Source organism: Devosia sp. Root436 (assembly GCF_001426345.1).
Lineage (GTDB): Bacteria > Pseudomonadota > Alphaproteobacteria > Rhizobiales > Devosiaceae > Devosia.
The window spans coordinates 195,952-211,796 of sequence record NZ_LMEM01000011.1 but is presented as its reverse complement, the minus strand read 5'-3'; the positions used below and the strand labels follow the sequence as shown (position 1 = coordinate 211,796).

Genomic DNA, 15,845 nt, shown 5'->3' with positions numbered 1-15,845 from the left:
GGCTTCCAGCAAGAATACCAGCGAGCTCCGCAGATCGCCGTCAGGCGCTATAATGAGCAGGCGGCCACCAGGCATGGAGCAAGATTCCCCCCCGCGATACTGATCGCGTCTTGGTCTCGTAGCTCGCTTATGGCTTGGCGGATTGTCCTAGATCAAAAATGGGACCCACTTAGTCATCACCTTTGTAAGACTCGATGCTCAGAATCATTCGGACCAGTTCCGCAAGATTCTTTGCCTGCATCTTGGACATCAGCCCTGCACGGTAGACCTCCACCGTACGCGGGCTGATGCCGAGGTCGAAGGCAATCGTCTTGTTGGGCTCTCCCGAGACGACGCCATTGAGGACCTGCATCTCGCGTTCGCTCAGCGTGCCCAGCCGCTGACGCGTTGCTTCGATGGTGGCCTCGTTTCCATGTTTGATCTGCGCAGTGTTGACAGCCCTGCGGATGGATTCGATGAGCACTTCATCGCTGAAGGGTTTCTCGATGAAGTCGAGTGCGCCACTCTTCATGGCCTCGACGGCCATTTGCACGTCCCCATGGCCGGTAATGACGATTGCGGGCAGAAGGGTGCCTGCGTCGCGCAACCGCCTCAACAGTTCAACGCCCGTCATGTCGGGCATGCGAAGGTCGGTGACGAGACAGCCCGTACGGATGCTGCTCGCCTCGCGCATGAAGTCGGTCGCGCTCTGATGCGTGCGCACGGCAAAGCCAGCACTTGTCAGCAGGAAAGCTATCGAATTCCGGACGGCTTCCTCGTCGTCGACGATGTGGACTACGACTTCTACCCCGCTCATCCTGGGCCCTCGTCAATTGTGGGGAGCGTGAACTGGAATGTTGCCCCGCCCGAATTGTTTCGGCTGGCAATGATGGTTCCACCGTGCGCTTCGATGATCCGCTTCGAGATCGACAGACCGATGCCCATGCCGGAGGGCTTGCTGGTGACGAACGGCTGGAAGAGTTGGGGAGCTACGTCTTCCGAGACTCCCGGTCCGGTATCGGAAACCTCCACCATCATCAGATCCGGTCCGGCCGGCCTGGCGCTCACCGTCAAGTCCTTGGCCGAACTATCGCGCATGGCTTCCATCGCATTTCGCATCAGATTGATCAGCACCTGCTGGATTTGAACCCGGTCGGCCAATACCGGCTCCAAACCTTCGCCATAGTCGAACACCGTTCGAATGCCGCGCTCGCGGGATCCCACAAGGGCCAGGGCGCCAGCCTCTTCGATCAGTTGTTTGACGTCCTCGGGGTGACGCTCGTTATCGCCCCGGGTAATGAACTCCCGGAGATGGCGAATGATTTCCCCGGCCCTTAGCGCCTGCTTGGCCGCCTCGGACAATGCACTGCGCATTCGGCCCGCTGGTTCCGAGTCGATTTTGTCGAGCATGCGGATGCAGCCCTGCACATAGTTGGCGACTGCCGATAGCGGTTGATTGAGCTCATGCGCCAGAGTCGAGGCCATCTCTCCGAGCTCATTGAGCCGCGACAGGCGGGCCAGCTCGCTTTGTGCTTCGTTGAGCCTCGCCTGGCTTTCCTCCTGCTCGGTCAAGTCACGGATGAATCCCGTGAAGTATGTGACACCGCCGGACCGCATTTCGCCGACAGCGAGCTTCATGGGGAAGGTCGATGCGTCCTTCCGCCGGCCCACGACCACCCGGTCGACCCCGATGATGCGTTTCTCGCCGGTGCGTAGATAACGTGCGAGGTAGCCGTCATGCTGTTCTCGATAGGGGCCCGGCATCAGCATGCTCACGTTCCTGCCAACCACCTCCTCCGGGCGATACCCGAATTGCCTTACCGCGGCGGCATTGAATGAGACGATCGTACCGTCCGTTTCGATGACGATGGTCGCGTCGGGGACCGTGTCGAGGATCGACTGCAGATGAGCTTCGCGGCGGTGCAGCACGCGGGCACTTTCTTCAGCCTTGGTTTGAGCGCGCCTTAACGAGCCTCCCACCCACGCAATCGTGCTGCCGACGATGACGAACAAGACGATATTGCTGACGATGGTCGTCGCATCGTCGCGTCCGTATGCGAAGTAGGCGATCAATGGCGCCGACAGCGCTGTACTCACAAGCCCTGGCACCAAGCCACCCACAATTGCGCCGACCAGTATGGCGGGCGTGAACAGCAGGCCAATGGCCGAGTTCGGCAGGGCATCGTGGATGCCAAACCGGACCAGGAAGGCAGTGAGGATCAAGGCCCCCGAGAGGGCGTATGCAGTCCACCGTCCCCGCAGCGAAATCATGTGGCCACCCGCCGACCCACCCCCAGTGGTCAGTTCAGGTACTGACGGCACCAAATTTGTGGATACGAGAGCAACCTAATGGCGATTAACCATCCTAGGCAAGCAGGCATATCAACAGCGCCAGGCCTTCGCCAAGTCGCTGGGGCCAACAGGGAAGCCGACCTCACTGATCCTGTTATCGATCATGACCTGCGCAGCAGGCGCAACGCTGCTGCCGGCGCTCAGGGCAACGACGTGCCGGGACATGATCTTTGGCCTTCATTTGAGGGCCTCTTCGGCGTTGCGTGATAGGTCCCCAGCCCATTTGGCGGCTCGCTCCAACTCGCCAGTTTTGAGGGGGCCTTCATTACCGGTGACCAGAAAAGCCGCCGGAGTGCCGCGCAATTCGATGTGCTGATGCGTCAGGGCGGCAGCCATCCGGTCGGCCGCATAGCCACCCACATCGATCACCCATCTCAGTGGCGCCGGTTGGACCGTCTCGAGGTCGAGGCGCGTGTCAAAAACGGCCGCGGCCATGCTGCTGGGGAAGTTCCTCAGCCCAGTAAGGTATTCTTGAATCTGTGGAGTGGGCTGGAAGCCGCGTGTTGGCGACCCGATGATCAAAAGATCCGTATTGGACAGATCGAGTTCACCAGCTTCATGCACCGTGGCCAGCCTGATTTGGTTGCCGCCTTGGAGCCCGCCCGCCACGGCCTTTGCAATGCTGGCAGTATTTCCGAAGATGCTGTCGTAGACGATTGTCACGTTCATGATTGCCTCCGGCAATCACGCTAGCAGTACCGGCGGCGGCCAATTTGATATGGCTCAAGGTTCATAGGCTGCCATTTGGCGGCCGAACTCTGCGTGCTATGCTGCACACCCTTCATTGTCGATGCTCCAGGCCGTGCAGCGAGTCGACGTCGTGCAACTGCACGCTTTGGGCGTTGCTCTCGAGAAGGGCGCGTGCGACGAGCTGCTCTTCGTCCGGCGTTTGCAGGTAAACCCGCAGGGCGATGGTGTTGGAAGGGGCGGTCGCAGCCTGGTCGGCGGAAACCGGCAAGCGTTCGAAATGGGTGATGCCGAGTGCCGTGAGCCGCACGACCACGCTTTCGGCGTCGCCGAGTGTGGCAAAGACGCCAATGGCGACGCGCCGCCGATTACGATCCAAGGTCTTGCCTCCCGTCCTCAGTGCATGTTGCCTTCGCACTGCGCCAGAAGGCGCAGGCGATCGATGTCGCGCACGGCAAAGCTGCCCCGATTGGGCAGGTCGATGACCCGCATCGCCTTGAGCCGCGTCATGTTGCGGCTGACCGTTTCGATGGTGAGGCCGAGATAGTCGGCGATATCGGCCCGGCACATGGGCAGCGGCAATTGCCGACCCACAAGTGGGCCGGCGCTCTTGCCGGCCATGGTGAGCAGGAAGCTGGCAATGCGCTCGATGGCGGTCTTGCGGCAGAGCAGGATGGAAAGGTCCTGCATGTTGGCGACTTCTCCACCGGCCACTTCGAGCAGTTTCTCACCCAGTTCGGGACGCTCGCGCATGGCACGCAGCAGCGAGGATTTCGGAATGGCCCGCACGCGCGTCGTGGTCAGCGCATCGCAATCGAAGCGATAGGTTTCGCCATGGCCGAAGCCGACAATGTCGCCGGCAAAGGCGAAGGCCACGATCTGCCGCCGGCCATCGGGAAAAATCTTGTAGGCGCGGACGGCGCCGCTGAGGATTTCGTAGAATCCGGTGGCTTCGTCGCCTTCCCGGAACAGGGGGTCATAGGCGGAGAGCAGCCGCACGCCTCCCGAGCCGATAGCGCCCATGGCGGGCATTTGAGTCTCAACTGCCAATGCGATAGTGGAAAGCTGCATGATATCTGCCCCGGACCCTCAACGTCCTGTCGTCGTTGTGGCCATATAGGCACCGCAATGTAAGCGCCGTGCGGGCGCTTCGTACTGAATTGTAACGCTTTGTAACGGGACGGCGGATGGCGGAGGCGCAACATCACATTCTGGTCGTTGATGACGATGACCAGGTGCGGCGCATGCTGCGGCGCTGTTTTGAGGACGAGGGCTATCGCGTGTCCGAGGCCACGGACCAGGCCGGGGTGACCGCCGCGCTGGGCAATGGCATCGACCTCATCACGCTTGACCTCAACCTGGGCAGCACGGACGGGCTTACCATTGCGCGCACGGTGCGACAGAGCTGGGACCTGCCCATCATCATGATCACCGGCAAGGGCGACATGATCGACCGGATCGTCGGACTCGAGATCGGCGCCGACGATTATATCGCCAAGCCCTTCCACCTGCGGGAGGTGCTGGCACGCGTCCGCTCGGTGCTGCGCCGTGCCGGGCCGCGCAGTCAGCCGGCCGCTGCGCCCGCCGCATCAAACGGTGCGCAGATCCGTTTCGATGGCTTCGTGCTCGATCTTGACCGGCGCGAGTTGAGCGGCCCGGATGGGGACATCCGCATCACCGGCGGCGAATTCGACCTGCTGGCGCTCTTTGCACGGCATCCGCATCGTGTGCTGAGCCGTGACCAGATCATGGACCTGCTCAAGGGGCATGACTGGGCCCCGAATGACCGCAGCATCGACAACCAGATCGCCCGGTTGCGCAAGCTGGTCGAGCCCGACAGCAACCAGCCGCGCCTGCTCAAGACCGTGCGCGGCGCCGGCTACAGCTTCACGCCGAAGACCCTCTCGCCTTGAGCGCATCGTCGATGGCCGAAGCCAGGTCGGCCATGCGATAGGGCTTGCGCAGGATCTTGAGATCGGCATCGGGCTTGACCTGGTTGCCCGCCAGTTCCTCGGCATAGCCCGAGGTGAGCAGTACGGGCATCTGCGGATAGAGGCTGCGCACCTGCTGGCGCAGCTCATAGCCGGACATGCCACCCGGCATGACAACATCGGTGAACAGCAGGTCAACCGCATTGCTCTTGAGCATTTCCAGCGCGTCGGCACCGCTGGCTGCCGCCAACACAGTATAGCCCAGTTGCGAGAGCCGGGTGACAGTGAGCTTGCGCACGCGCTCGTCATCCTCGACGGCCAGGATCACCTGGCCGCCGCCCTGCATGGCGGCGAGATCGTCGGCGCCATGCAGGCGCACCGGTTCGACGCGGTGCCGCGGCAGGTAGATGGTGACGGTGGTGCCCTTGGCTTCGGTGCTTTCTATCGTGGCCAGGCCCCCCGATTGCTTGGCAAAGCCATAGATCATGGACAGGCCCAGCCCGGTGCCCTTGCCTTGTTCCTTGGTGGTGAAAAAGGGCTCGAAGGCGCGCTCGCGCACCGACAACGGCATGCCGGTACCGGTATCGGATACGGAGAGGCGCACATAGTCGCCGGGCGGCATGCCATCCAGCATGGCAGACATGTCGGCGTCGATGGCAGCATTGCCGGTTTCGATGAGCAGGCGTCCGCCGTCGGGCATGGCGTCGCGCGCATTGACAGCCAGATTGACGATGGCGCTTTCCACCTGGGACGGGTCGACTCGCGCCGACCAGAGATTGGGCGTCAGTGCATTGGAGAGATAGATGGTCGCCCCCAATGTGCGGTGGAGCATATCGGTGAGGCCGACCACGAAATTGTTGAGATTGACGCTTTCCGGCTCAAGATGGGAGCGCCGGGCAAAGGCGAGCAGCCGCGCGGTGAGACGCGCGCCAAGGTCGGCCGCTTCCAGCGCCTCGGTGGTCAATTCGCGCTGCAGGGGCGTGGTCAGTTTGCCCTCGAGCATTTCGAGATTGCCGATGATGACCGTGAGCAGGTTGTTGAAATCATGGGCGATGCCGCCGGTCAGCTGGCCCATTGCCTCCATTTTCTGCGCCTGGCGCAGGGCCATTTCGGTGGCCTTGTGGGCGGAGAGATCATGGATGATGCCGGTGAAATGCACCCGCCCATCCATTTCGAACTCGCTCACGGCCAGATGCATGGGGAACAAGGTGCCGTCGCGCCGCCGGCCGGTCACTTCGCGGCCTATGCCGATGATCTTGCGGCGGCCGGTGGTGCGGTAGTTGCGGATATAGCCGTCATGCTCGGAGTGATAGGGTTCGGGCATGAGGAAATGCACGTTGCGCCCCAGGAATTCGTGCTGCTCGTAGCCGAACAGGCGCGCGGCGGCTGGATTGACCGTGGTGATGGTGGCCGAGCCATCGATGGTAATGATGGCATCGACCGCCGATTCCAGTATGGCCTGCAGCTTGCGGGCCTGGCCGAGCAGGGAGGAATTGAGTTCTTCTGTATCGGACACGTTGGGCTCGCCACTCTGGATCGTCGATGAATCGTAGCGAGGCGGGGCGGCCGGCACAACAAAAACCCCCGCAGGTGCACCTGCGGGGGACGGGGCGTGAGCGTTGAGGTCTCAGAGCCCCAGGGCGGCGTAGATTTCGTCGAAGCGTTCGCCCACCTTCTTGGGCACTTTCACCGCCTTGACGGCATCCAGATTGGCATTCTCGTCACCGACAAAGATCATCCCGACCATGCCCATGGCGAAATGCGGCGTGCATTTGACGCCATAAACGCCGGGAACATCGAAGGTGACCGTATAGGTCTCGTTGACCTTGCTCTTGAAGGGCTCGACACCCTCTGGGAGCATGTCCTTGATGGTCTCGACATTATGCCCCTTGTCGGTGGGGATGAAGGTGACCGTATCGCCCGGCTGCACCTGCACATAGGCAGGCTCGAACACCATTGCGCCGGCAGCGCCCTTGTTGAGCATGTGGACTTCATAGTCGGCGGCGAGGGCAGGGGCCATGGCCAGGCCCGCAAAGGCGATGGCCGCGACGAGGGGGGTGAGGGCGTTGCGCATGATTGGTACTCCTTCAATGCGGGTCCATTCGCGGGCCCGTTTCGGCTCTCCTCTATGCCCGGGGCAACGCCGCATCTTTGATACGTGTCAAACTTGTTCGAATTTTCGGCCCGACGAAAATCGACTGATTATTTGCTTCAGATCAAAGAAAATGGACGAAAGCTGCAATATTGCTGATCATACGGGCAAAGAGACGTTCGTGCCCAAGAACAGGATAATAAAATGGCAAATCGTCAGGGACTTTCGCGCCGCGCGTTGCTTGCTGGTGCCACAGCAATTGGTGCCGCAGTACAGTTATCGGCAATATTACCGGCTGCCGCACAGGAAGCCGCTGCCACGGCCGCTGCCGTCGACCTGAGCACGCTGGAGCGCGTAAAGGTCGAGCTGGTTCCCCCGCCTTTCGTCCATGCCCATGAGCAGGTGGCGACCGGCGGCCCCAGGATCGTCGAGTTCACGCTGACGATCGAGGAAAAGCTGCATGAAGTGGATAATGACGGCACGACCCTGTGGGCCATGACCTTCAACGGCTCGGTTCCCGGCCCGCTGATGGTGGTGCATGAGGGCGACTATGTCGAGCTGACCCTGGTCAATCCCGACACCAACATGATGCAGCACAATATCGACTTCCACTCGGCAACCGGCGCCCTGGGCGGCGCGGGCCTGACCATCGTCAATCCGGGTGAAAAAGCGGTTTTGCGCTTCAAGGCCACCAGGGCCGGCGTCTTCGTCTATCACTGCGCGCCCGAGGGCATGGTCCCCTGGCACGTCACTTCGGGCATGAATGGCGCCATCATGGTGCTGCCGCGCGAAGGCCTGACCGACGGCAGGGGCAATGCCCTGCCCTATGACCGGGTCTATTATGTGGGCGAGCAGGATTTCTACGTCCCCAAGGACGCCGACGGCAACTATATCGCCTATGAGAGCATCGGCGACGGATATGCCGATGCGCTCGACGTGATGCGCAAGCTGGTCCCGAGCCATGTCGTGTTCAACGGCAGGGTAGGGGCGCTGACCGGCGAGAATGCCATGACGGCCGCCGTGGGCGAACGCGTGCTGATCGTCCATTCGCAGGCCAACCGCGACACGCGGCCCCACCTGATCGGCGGCCATGGCGACTATGTGTGGCAGACCGGCAAGTTCCACAACGTGCCCGATGTGGACCAGGAAACCTGGTTCATCCCCGGCGGTGCGGCGGGCGCGGCGCTCTACACATTCCTGCAGCCGGGCGTCTACGCCTATGTCAACCACAACCTGATCGAGGCCTTCGAGCTGGGCGCCGCCGCCCACTTCAAGGTGACCGGCGAGTGGAACGACGACCTGATGACCGGCGTGCTGGCCCCCAGCCCGATCTGATCCCGGCTGACGACTGACGGCATGGCGCCAGGTGGCGCCATGCCCCTCCCCCGCGGAGACCACCTGACATGACCGCCCTCGCCCATCCCATCGACACATTGCGCAATTCGGTCGCCCTGCCGGCCATCCTGCTGGTTGCAGGCGCGCTGCTGGTCGGCGCCCAGCTCGACCTGCCCGGCCTCATCCCGGCCCCCGCCGCCAGCGGGCCCGAAACCGTGACGCTGGCCCCGGCAGACTTCACCTACCGCGCCGAGGGCCACTTCCTGCGCAACGGCAATCCCATCGACGCGCCCATGGTCACGGCACGGCTGGATGCGCCGCTGGTCATCATGAAATACCAGGTGAGCGCCGCCGACTATGCCGCCTGCGTGGCCGATGGCGCCTGCGCCCCGGCCGAGCCGCGCAATATCGGGGTCGGCAATGTGCCAGTGACCGGCGTGAACTATGACGATGCCACCACCTATGCCACATGGCTCTCGGCAAACACCGGCCAGGACTGGGCCCTGCCCACCGACCGGCAATGGGCCTTCGCCGCCGGCAGGGGCTTTGCCGATGACGCCCTGGGGCTCGATGACGACAATACCAACCCCGCCGAACGCTGGCTGGCCAATTACGAAAAGGAAGCCGCCCGCGAGAGCGATGCAGGTCGGGTGCCGCTCGCTTTGGGCGGCTTCGGCGTCAACGAAAACGGCATTGCCGATATGGGCGGCAATGTGTGGGAATGGACGCAGACCTGCCACCGCCGCGTGCATGTCGATGCCGACGGCGCCGTGCTGAGCGAGGTCCCCGCCTGCACCATCAAGGTGCTCGACGGCCAGCATCGCACGCCCATGAGCTTTTTCATCCGTGACGCCAAGAGCGGCGGCTGCTCGGTCGGCATCCCGCCGGACAATCTGGGCTTCCGCCTGGTGCGGCAGCAGGCCTGGTATGAACCGGTGCTGGCCCTGATCGGTCGCTAGAACCTGGTCAGAACCGTACCCACTTTGCGGGAAACCCTGCGGGACTGCGGCCGATTGCCGAATACCGGCGACAGGGACTATCGTGTATGGCAAGGCCGTCAATACGATAGGACCCCGATCTTGGCAGCAATTGACCGCAGCCTCGTGCGCGCCTTGCCGATGTTCGAGAAGCTCAGTGACGCCGATCTCGACCGGCTGCTCGCCCGCGCCACCTTGCGCCGCGTGCCGATTGGCGAAGCCGTGTTCGAGCAGGGGCAGAAGGCGACCCAGTTCTTCCTGCTGCTGCATGGTAGGCTCAAGGTGACCCAGGTCACTTCCGACGGCCAGCAGATCATCGTGCGCGTGGTCCATCCCGGCGACATTTTCGGCTTTGCCAAGGCGCTGATGCGGGAAGACTATCCGGGCACGCCCAGCGCGGCGGCCGAAAGCCTCGTCCTGTGCTGGCCCACCGAAGTCTGGGGCCTTTTCGTCGAGCAGAATCCGCACCTGGCGGTCAACGCCATGCAGACCATCGGCCAGCGCCTGCAGGAGGCCCATACCCGCATCCGCGAAATGGCCACCGAGGAGGTCGAGCGCCGCGTGGCCCATGCCGTGCTGCGCCTGATCGACCAGGCCGGCCGCAAGGAAGGCGGGGGTATCCGCATCGACTTCCCCATCTCCCGGCAGGACATCGCCGAAATGACCGGCACCACGCTCCACACGGTCTCGCGCATTCTAAGCGCCTGGGAGGCCAAGGGGCTGGTGGAAGGCGGGCGGCAGAAACTGCTGGTGCGTGACGCGGCGGGGCTTGCCACTCTGGCCGAGGGCGAGAGCTAGGCGTCCCATCCTTGCGCCAGAACAAAGACGCTGGCCAAAGCCCGGTATAAAGCGCCCGCTGAGCCACCCTGTTCGCCGGAGCCGCCATGAACCAGATTGCCCCCGCCGCCAAGCGGACCCCCGTGCCGCGCGGCATCGCCCGCAGCGGCCCGGTGATCTTTTCCTATGGCTTCCGACCATTCTTCCTTGCGGCAGGGCTCTGGGCAATTGCCGCCATGGCCCTGTGGATCGGCGCGCTGGCCGCTGGCTGGGAGATCGGCGGCAGCTATGGCGGGCCGAACTGGCATGCCCATGAAATGCTGTTCGGCTATAGCTCGGCCGCACTGGCCGGATTCCTGCTGACCGCCGTACCCAACTGGACAGGGCGCCTGCCGGTTTCGGGTACGCCGCTGATCGCGCTCTTCGCCGTCTGGTGTGCCGGGCGGCTGGCGCTGCTCGCGCCGGACCTTTTGGGCCTCGTCCCATCCATCCTGATCGATGCCGCCTTCCTGCCGCTGCTGCTGGCCACCTGCGCCCGCGAAATCGTCGCCGGCCGCAAGTGGAAGGACCTCAAGATCCTCGGCGGCATCCTTGCTCTCGCCATTGCCAATATCGGCTTTCACCTACTCATCGCCCTGGGCGGTGATGCGGGTCTTGCCAATCGGCTGGGGGTCGGCGCTTTCGTCATGCTGGTTTCCATTATGGGCGGGCGCGTCGTTCCCAGCTTCACGCGGAACTGGCTGGTCAAGCGCCACGTCATCGACCTGCCCATCCCCTATAACCGCTTCGACACCGTGGCCTTGCTCACAGGACTGGCGGCACTGGCGCTCTGGGTCGCCCTGCCCGGCACGATCTGGACGGCTTTGGCCTGTCTCCTGGCCGGCCTTTTGCATCTGGCGCGCCTGTGGCGCTGGCGCGGCTGGCAGAGCTGGGACGAAAAACTCGTCCTGGTGCTGCATCTCGGTTATGCCTTCGTGCCCCTGGGGTTTCTCGCCATCGCCGCCGCGCAGATGGGCTGGACTGAACCGGTGGCCTCGCTCCATGTCTTTACCGTGGGCGCCATCGGCGTCATGACCCTGGCCATCATGAGCCGGGCGACCCGGGGCCATACCGGCCTGCCGCTCGCCGCCTCGCGCGTCACCGCCATCAGCTATGCCGCGCTGATCCTTACCGCCCTGCTGCGCCCCCTGGCCAGCGTCTGGCCGGATTATTCCACCGAGCTGCTCTCGGCCACCGGCCTGTGCTGGATCGTCGCCTTTGCGCTCTATGTGGCCGAATATGGCCCCGTGCTGGTGCGGACGCGCCGCGACCGGCCGGAATGACTAGCGCGCGCCGAGCAGGCCCGCGATTTCCGGCGCGATGAAGCTGGGCGACCACGGCGGATCATAGGTGAGCTCGACATCGGCAAACTCCACGCCCGGCACCGCCCAGGCCACGTCCTGCACCGCCTGCTTCAGGTAGCCGGTGGCCGGGCAACCGCGCGTCGTCGTGGTCATGCTGATGCGGACCACGCAATCGTCGATCACCTCGATCTCATAGATCAGGCCCAGGTCGACGACATTCTGCCCCAGCTCGGGATCGATCACCGCCTTGAGCGCCTGGCGGATCTCGTCGACCTTGTCCGCGCTCACTTCTGCCCTCCCGAGCGGATCATCAGCCGATAGGCCGCGCCGGTCTCGTCGAAATCACCGGCCCAGGCATGGCCGCGGCTCCTGAGTTCGGGGAACAGGAAGATCGGCTCGCGGCCCAGTAGCGCGAACAGCACCTCGCCCTGCGGCATGGTTTCGAGCTGCGCCAGGATGCGCACCATGGGCTCGGGCGGATCGAGTTCGGTGCAATCGAGATACTGCGCCGGATCTGGCCAGGTCTCGGGCGAGTCCGGGCTGGATTCGACCACGGCACCCCGCTCGCCATCGACAGGCGTGAAGATCACCATCCATTCGCCATCCTCGAGCGGGCTGGCCTCGTTGGAAAAGCCCTGGCTGGCCATGACATGGAACAGGGGCTCGGGCTTGAACGTGGCATAGAGCTTGAGCCGCTGTCCCTTGGCCAGCCGGTTCACCGCGCCCATAATGGCGCCGAACGGCTCCCCGCCATGGCGCAGGATGGGGCGGACGTCGAGTTCGAGATCATTCATGGCAGTTTCCTCGCGACGGGTTGAGGCCAAAAGGGATGCGGCCGCACGAAGCCGCGCCGCAGGTCGGGCGGCACATTGAGCAATTCGCGCGAGCGATAGAGATGGCGGATGATCGCCAGGGTGGCGACAAGCTGGCTGAAGGCACAGAGCCGGAAGGCCAGCGGCAGGTCCACCAGCAGCGTCAGCGTGCCCAGGCCCACGGCCAGGTAATAGACCCCGAACCACGGCGCGGCATGGCGCTCATCGACCAGATCCTGCACCCGCGGCGTCTGCCTTTTGCCCAGCACCGGCGCGAAACATTCCAGCCAGGTGAGAAAGGCGACAATCTTGTAGAGCTTGGCCAGACCCAGCCCCCCGAGCCAGCCGAAAGCGAAAAGATAGGTCAGCGCCCCGACATGTGCGGGCAAGCTGCCTGAGAGCAGCAGGAAAACCAGGAGCAAGCAGGCGGCAAGCAGCGCGCCAAACGCACCGATGGCGGCGATTGCATTGAGCTCGATATTGCGCCTTTTGCGCTGCCGGTAGAGCGCCAGCATGTCGCTGCCATAAACGCCGAATGCACAGAGGCCGATCACCGCCGCGGCCAGCAGCATGCCCCCGACGCCCGCCCCGGCCGCCATGGCAAAGGGCGTGCCCGCGGCCACCAGCGCCAGGGTCAGCGTGCCGGTGGCCAGTACCACGCTGGTCGAAAAACGCTCGGTTTCCGGCGCCAGCATGAACATGGCCAGCAGCCGGTAGCTGACGCCCATGGCCGTAAAACTCATCCACCCGCCCAAGCCCAGCAAAGCATGGAGCGGCACGCCATTGAGCAGCAGCGACAGGGCCGCCTCACCCCCGACCAGACCGGACAGGATGAGCGCGAAACTTTCTCCGAACAGCGCGGTGGCGGCCAGCGCCGCCAGCCCCACCACGACGAAACGGGCCGGCATGGCCAGCGGACGCGCAGCCCAGAGGGTACGGCCCAGCGAGACAATGACGAGCCCGAAGCCGATAATGAGCAGGAGCCCACCCAGCGGCATGACGCTGGCGGGGATGTCGAAAAGGCTACCCATGCCGGCAAAACCGGACAGCAGCGCGGTGAGGCCCAGAATGATGAAAACCAGCGCCACTGGCGGCAGCGCCTCGCCCAGGAGCGGCCGCGCCACCAGTACGGGGACGAATTGGAACAGCGCCCCACAGAGCAACAGGCTCAGCCAGCCGATAGCAACCAGATGCACCAGGATCAGCGTTTCCGGCGCTTCAATGGCCGCGCCCGGATAGCCGAAGCCCATGGCCATCAATCCTTCTGCCGCGACCAGACAGAGGAGGGCGCAGGCGAAATAGGTGAGGGTCCAACGGGAAAGGCTTGCTCCGGGCATGGCGGTGATCTCCAGCAAGGGGAGCGGCGCGGCCGGGCCGCGCCTGCTCCGCATGCGTCAGGCGGCAGCCTGGCGCCCCAGTTCCACGCGCCAGACTTCCGGACCGCTTTCGAGATAGGTCCAGGAGAACTGGCCCGGATATTCGGCCTGCAACTGGTAATGCAGCGGCTTGGGGTCGTGGTCGTTGATGATGGTGAAGGATTCCCCGATCTCGAGGGCATGGGCCATGGCGAAGATGCGGGGATGGCGCTGGCCGGGCGGCACGATGCGGACATCAATGAAGGAGGGGAAAGCCTCGGTTTCGGACATATCGGTCACTACTCCGTTCGGCCGCGGACAGGAGGAGCGCCGGGCAGCGGCCAGAACCCGGGCTGAACCATGCCTTAGCGCCATCGGGCCCGCGCCACTTTGTCGCCGGACAAACAAAACCACCGCAGCATGGCGGCGCGGCTTGCACATGCGGGCGCGATAAGTCGCGATCTTTGTCCTGGATCAAAGACCAGGGCGGTTTTTTCGCTACGCCTCGGGCACAAAGCGGGCTTCGCGCCTGCAGTTGAGGCAGGGCAGAAACATGATTGCAGATCTGACACGGGCCGAGCGGCTTTGGGCCATGCTGATCTTGGGGGCGCTGGGGCTGATCGGGCTGGCCATGGCCATTGGCGGGCGCAATGACCTGCTGGGCATCCATGGCTGGATCGTGCTGGCGGCAGGGCTGGCCGGCTTCATCGCCGTCATGCGCGGCCGGGATGCGCCCGAGCCCGGCGCCGAGCGGCTCCACGAATATTACGACGCGCCCACCCGCGTCGGCCTGATCCTCACTCTGCTCTGGGCCGTTGTGGGCATGGGCGTCGGCTTCTGGGTCGCCGCCTTGCTGGCCTGGCCGGACATGACTTTCGACGTGCCGTGGCTGAGCTTCGGGCGCCTGCGCCCCGTCCATACGTCAGGCGTCATCTTCGGCTTTGGCGGCAATGCGCTGATCGCCACATCCTTCCATGTGCTGCAGCGCACCACCCGTGCGCGCCTGCCCGACCAGATCAGCCCATGGTTCGTGCTGCTGGGCTACAACCTCTTCTGCGTCATCGCCGCTAGCGGGTACCTGATGGGCCTGACCCAGTCCAAGGAATATGCCGAGCCCGAATGGTATGCCGATATCTGGCTGGTCGTGGTCTGGGTGGTCTATTTCGCCATCTATATGCGGACCCTCGCCCGCCGGAAGGAGCCGCATATCTATGTGGCCAACTGGTACTACATGGCCTTCATCCTGGTCGTGGCGATCCTGCATATCGTCAACAACCTGGCCGTGCCGGTGTCGCTGGGCAGCGCCAAATCCTACTCGCTCTTCTCGGGCGTGCAGGATGCCATGACCCAATGGTGGTACGGCCACAACGCGGTGGCCTTCTTCCTCACCGCAGGCTTCCTGGGCATGATGTATTACTACCTGCCCAAGCGCGCCGGCCGGCCGATCTTCTCCTACCGGATGTCGATCATCAGCTTCTGGGGCATCACCTTCATGTATATGTGGGCCGGTTCGCACCACCTGCATTACACCGCTCTGCCCCATTGGGTGCAGACGCTGGGCATGGCCTTCTCGGTCGTGCTGCTGGTGCCCAGCTGGGCTTCGGCGGGCAATGCCCTGCTCACGCTGAACGGCGCCTGGCACAAGGTGCGCGACGACGCCGTGCTGCGCTTCATGGCCCTGGCAGCGATCTTTTACGGCATTACCACGTTCGAGGGCTCGTTCATGGCCATCCGCGCCGTGAATTCGCTGAGCCACTATACCGACTGGACCATCGGCCACGTGCATGCCGGGGCGCTGGGCTGGGTTGCCATGATCACCTTCGGCTCGCTCTATTCCATCGTGCCGTCCATGTTCAAGCGCGAGCGCATCTATTCGCAGAAGCTGGTCGAGGTCCACTTCTGGCTCGCCCTGTCAGGCACTGTCATCTACGTCTTCGCCATGTGGAATTCGGGCGTCATCCAGGGCCTGATGTGGCGCACCTATACCGAGAGCGGGGGCCTGACCTACTCGTTCATCGATAGCCTCGTGGCCATGCACCCCTATTACATTGCCCGCGCCTTCGGGGGCCTGCTGTTCCTGCTCGGTGCCCTGACCGCCCTCTACAATGTCGTGATGACCATCCGCATGCCGGCACCGGCACCGGCACCAGAAGATGCCGGGCTCGACATTCCCGCCAAGCCCGCTTTGCAAGCCGGAGAATAGAT

Annotated in this window: 17 protein-coding genes; 6 read left to right on the top strand and 11 right to left on the bottom strand. The window is 63.7% G+C overall.

Going from position 1 to position 15,845, the window contains the following annotated elements:
* Positions 1-169 precede the first annotated feature (169 nt).
* The 5 genes from fixJ to ASD04_RS12120 form a co-directional block, all read right to left on the bottom strand.
* Entirely contained in the window at positions 170-796 is a 627-nt protein-coding gene (gene fixJ / locus ASD04_RS12140) for a response regulator FixJ (RefSeq protein WP_056257141.1), read from the bottom strand.
* Positions 793-2,250, bottom strand: coding sequence for a PAS domain-containing sensor histidine kinase (locus tag ASD04_RS12135; RefSeq protein ID WP_056257138.1), 1,458 nt, complete (start codon positions 2,248-2,250; stop codon positions 793-795). Before ASD04_RS12135 ends, fixJ begins: the two co-directional genes overlap by 4 nt.
* Positions 2,251-2,508: 258 nt before the next feature.
* Positions 2,509-3,000 carry a hypothetical protein gene (locus ASD04_RS12130; RefSeq protein WP_056257136.1) on the bottom strand — a complete coding sequence of 164 codons (492 nt, stop codon included), beginning with the start codon at positions 2,998-3,000 and terminating at the stop codon, positions 2,509-2,511.
* Positions 3,001-3,112: 112 nt separating this feature from the next.
* Positions 3,113-3,397 (bottom strand): hypothetical protein, encoded by a 285-nt coding sequence (locus ASD04_RS12125; protein WP_056257133.1) that lies wholly within the window; start codon positions 3,395-3,397, stop codon positions 3,113-3,115.
* A 17-nt stretch (positions 3,398-3,414) separates the two neighbouring features.
* On the bottom strand, positions 3,415-4,050 hold the full coding sequence (locus ASD04_RS12120; protein ID WP_056257131.1) for a helix-turn-helix domain-containing protein: 636 nt from the start codon (positions 4,048-4,050) through the stop codon (positions 3,415-3,417).
* A gap of 155 nt (positions 4,051-4,205) precedes the next feature.
* On the opposite strand from ASD04_RS12120, the gene ASD04_RS12115 reads away from it, so the two are divergent.
* Positions 4,206-4,931, top strand: a complete 726-nt coding sequence (locus ASD04_RS12115; protein ID WP_056257129.1) for a response regulator — start codon at positions 4,206-4,208, stop codon at positions 4,929-4,931.
* On the opposite strand, the gene ASD04_RS12110 is transcribed toward ASD04_RS12115, so the two are convergent.
* Together ASD04_RS12110 and ASD04_RS12105 are read right to left on the bottom strand one after the other, a co-directional pair.
* Positions 4,906-6,465, bottom strand: coding sequence for a PAS domain S-box protein (locus tag ASD04_RS12110; RefSeq protein ID WP_056257127.1), 1,560 nt, complete (start codon positions 6,463-6,465; stop codon positions 4,906-4,908). The two genes, ASD04_RS12115 and ASD04_RS12110, sit on opposite strands and share 26 nt — an antisense overlap.
* Positions 6,466-6,576: 111 nt before the next feature.
* Positions 6,577-6,969: a pseudoazurin gene (locus tag ASD04_RS12105; protein ID WP_244488313.1), complete on the bottom strand. Its 393-nt coding sequence runs from the start codon at positions 6,967-6,969 to the stop codon at positions 6,577-6,579.
* Between the two features lie 276 nt (positions 6,970-7,245).
* Between ASD04_RS12105 and nirK the strand changes: the two genes are divergently transcribed.
* From nirK to ASD04_RS12085, 4 genes are all read left to right on the top strand, one after another.
* Positions 7,246-8,376 (top strand): copper-containing nitrite reductase, encoded by a 1,131-nt coding sequence (gene nirK, locus ASD04_RS12100; RefSeq protein ID WP_056257121.1) that lies wholly within the window; start codon positions 7,246-7,248, stop codon positions 8,374-8,376.
* 68 nt (positions 8,377-8,444) lie between these two features.
* On the top strand, positions 8,445-9,335 hold the full coding sequence (locus tag ASD04_RS12095; protein WP_056257118.1) for an SUMF1/EgtB/PvdO family nonheme iron enzyme: 891 nt from the start codon (positions 8,445-8,447) through the stop codon (positions 9,333-9,335).
* Between the two features lie 159 nt (positions 9,336-9,494).
* On the top strand, positions 9,495-10,151 hold the full coding sequence (locus tag ASD04_RS12090) for a Crp/Fnr family transcriptional regulator (protein WP_056257115.1): 657 nt from the start codon (positions 9,495-9,497) through the stop codon (positions 10,149-10,151).
* 86 nt (positions 10,152-10,237) lie between these two features.
* Positions 10,238-11,452 (top strand): NnrS family protein, encoded by a 1,215-nt coding sequence (locus ASD04_RS12085; protein WP_056257113.1) that lies wholly within the window; start codon positions 10,238-10,240, stop codon positions 11,450-11,452.
* On the opposite strand, the gene ASD04_RS12080 is transcribed toward ASD04_RS12085, so the two are convergent.
* The 4 genes from ASD04_RS12080 to ASD04_RS12065 are packed head-to-tail and all read right to left on the bottom strand — an operon-like array spanning position 11,453 to position 13,931.
* Positions 11,453-11,761: a metal-sulfur cluster assembly factor gene (locus ASD04_RS12080; protein WP_056257109.1), complete on the bottom strand. Its 309-nt coding sequence runs from the start codon at positions 11,759-11,761 to the stop codon at positions 11,453-11,455.
* The gene (locus ASD04_RS12075; protein ID WP_056257106.1) at positions 11,758-12,267 is read right to left on the bottom strand and encodes a DUF2249 domain-containing protein; all 510 of its coding nucleotides are present in this window, start codon (positions 12,265-12,267) and stop codon (positions 11,758-11,760) included. The genes ASD04_RS12080 and ASD04_RS12075 overlap by 4 nt, the downstream gene beginning before the upstream one ends.
* Positions 12,264-13,622, bottom strand: a complete 1,359-nt coding sequence (locus ASD04_RS12070) for a hypothetical protein (RefSeq protein WP_056257591.1) — start codon at positions 13,620-13,622, stop codon at positions 12,264-12,266. The genes ASD04_RS12075 and ASD04_RS12070 overlap by 4 nt, the downstream gene beginning before the upstream one ends.
* A 57-nt stretch (positions 13,623-13,679) precedes the next feature.
* Positions 13,680-13,931, bottom strand: a complete 252-nt coding sequence (locus ASD04_RS12065) for a DUF2249 domain-containing protein (RefSeq protein WP_082531175.1) — start codon at positions 13,929-13,931, stop codon at positions 13,680-13,682.
* Between the two features lie 262 nt (positions 13,932-14,193).
* On the opposite strand from ASD04_RS12065, the gene ccoN reads away from it, so the two are divergent.
* Positions 14,194-15,843, top strand: a complete 1,650-nt coding sequence (gene ccoN, locus ASD04_RS12060; protein ID WP_082531174.1) for a cytochrome-c oxidase, cbb3-type subunit I — start codon at positions 14,194-14,196, stop codon at positions 15,841-15,843.
* Positions 15,844-15,845 lie beyond the last annotated feature (2 nt).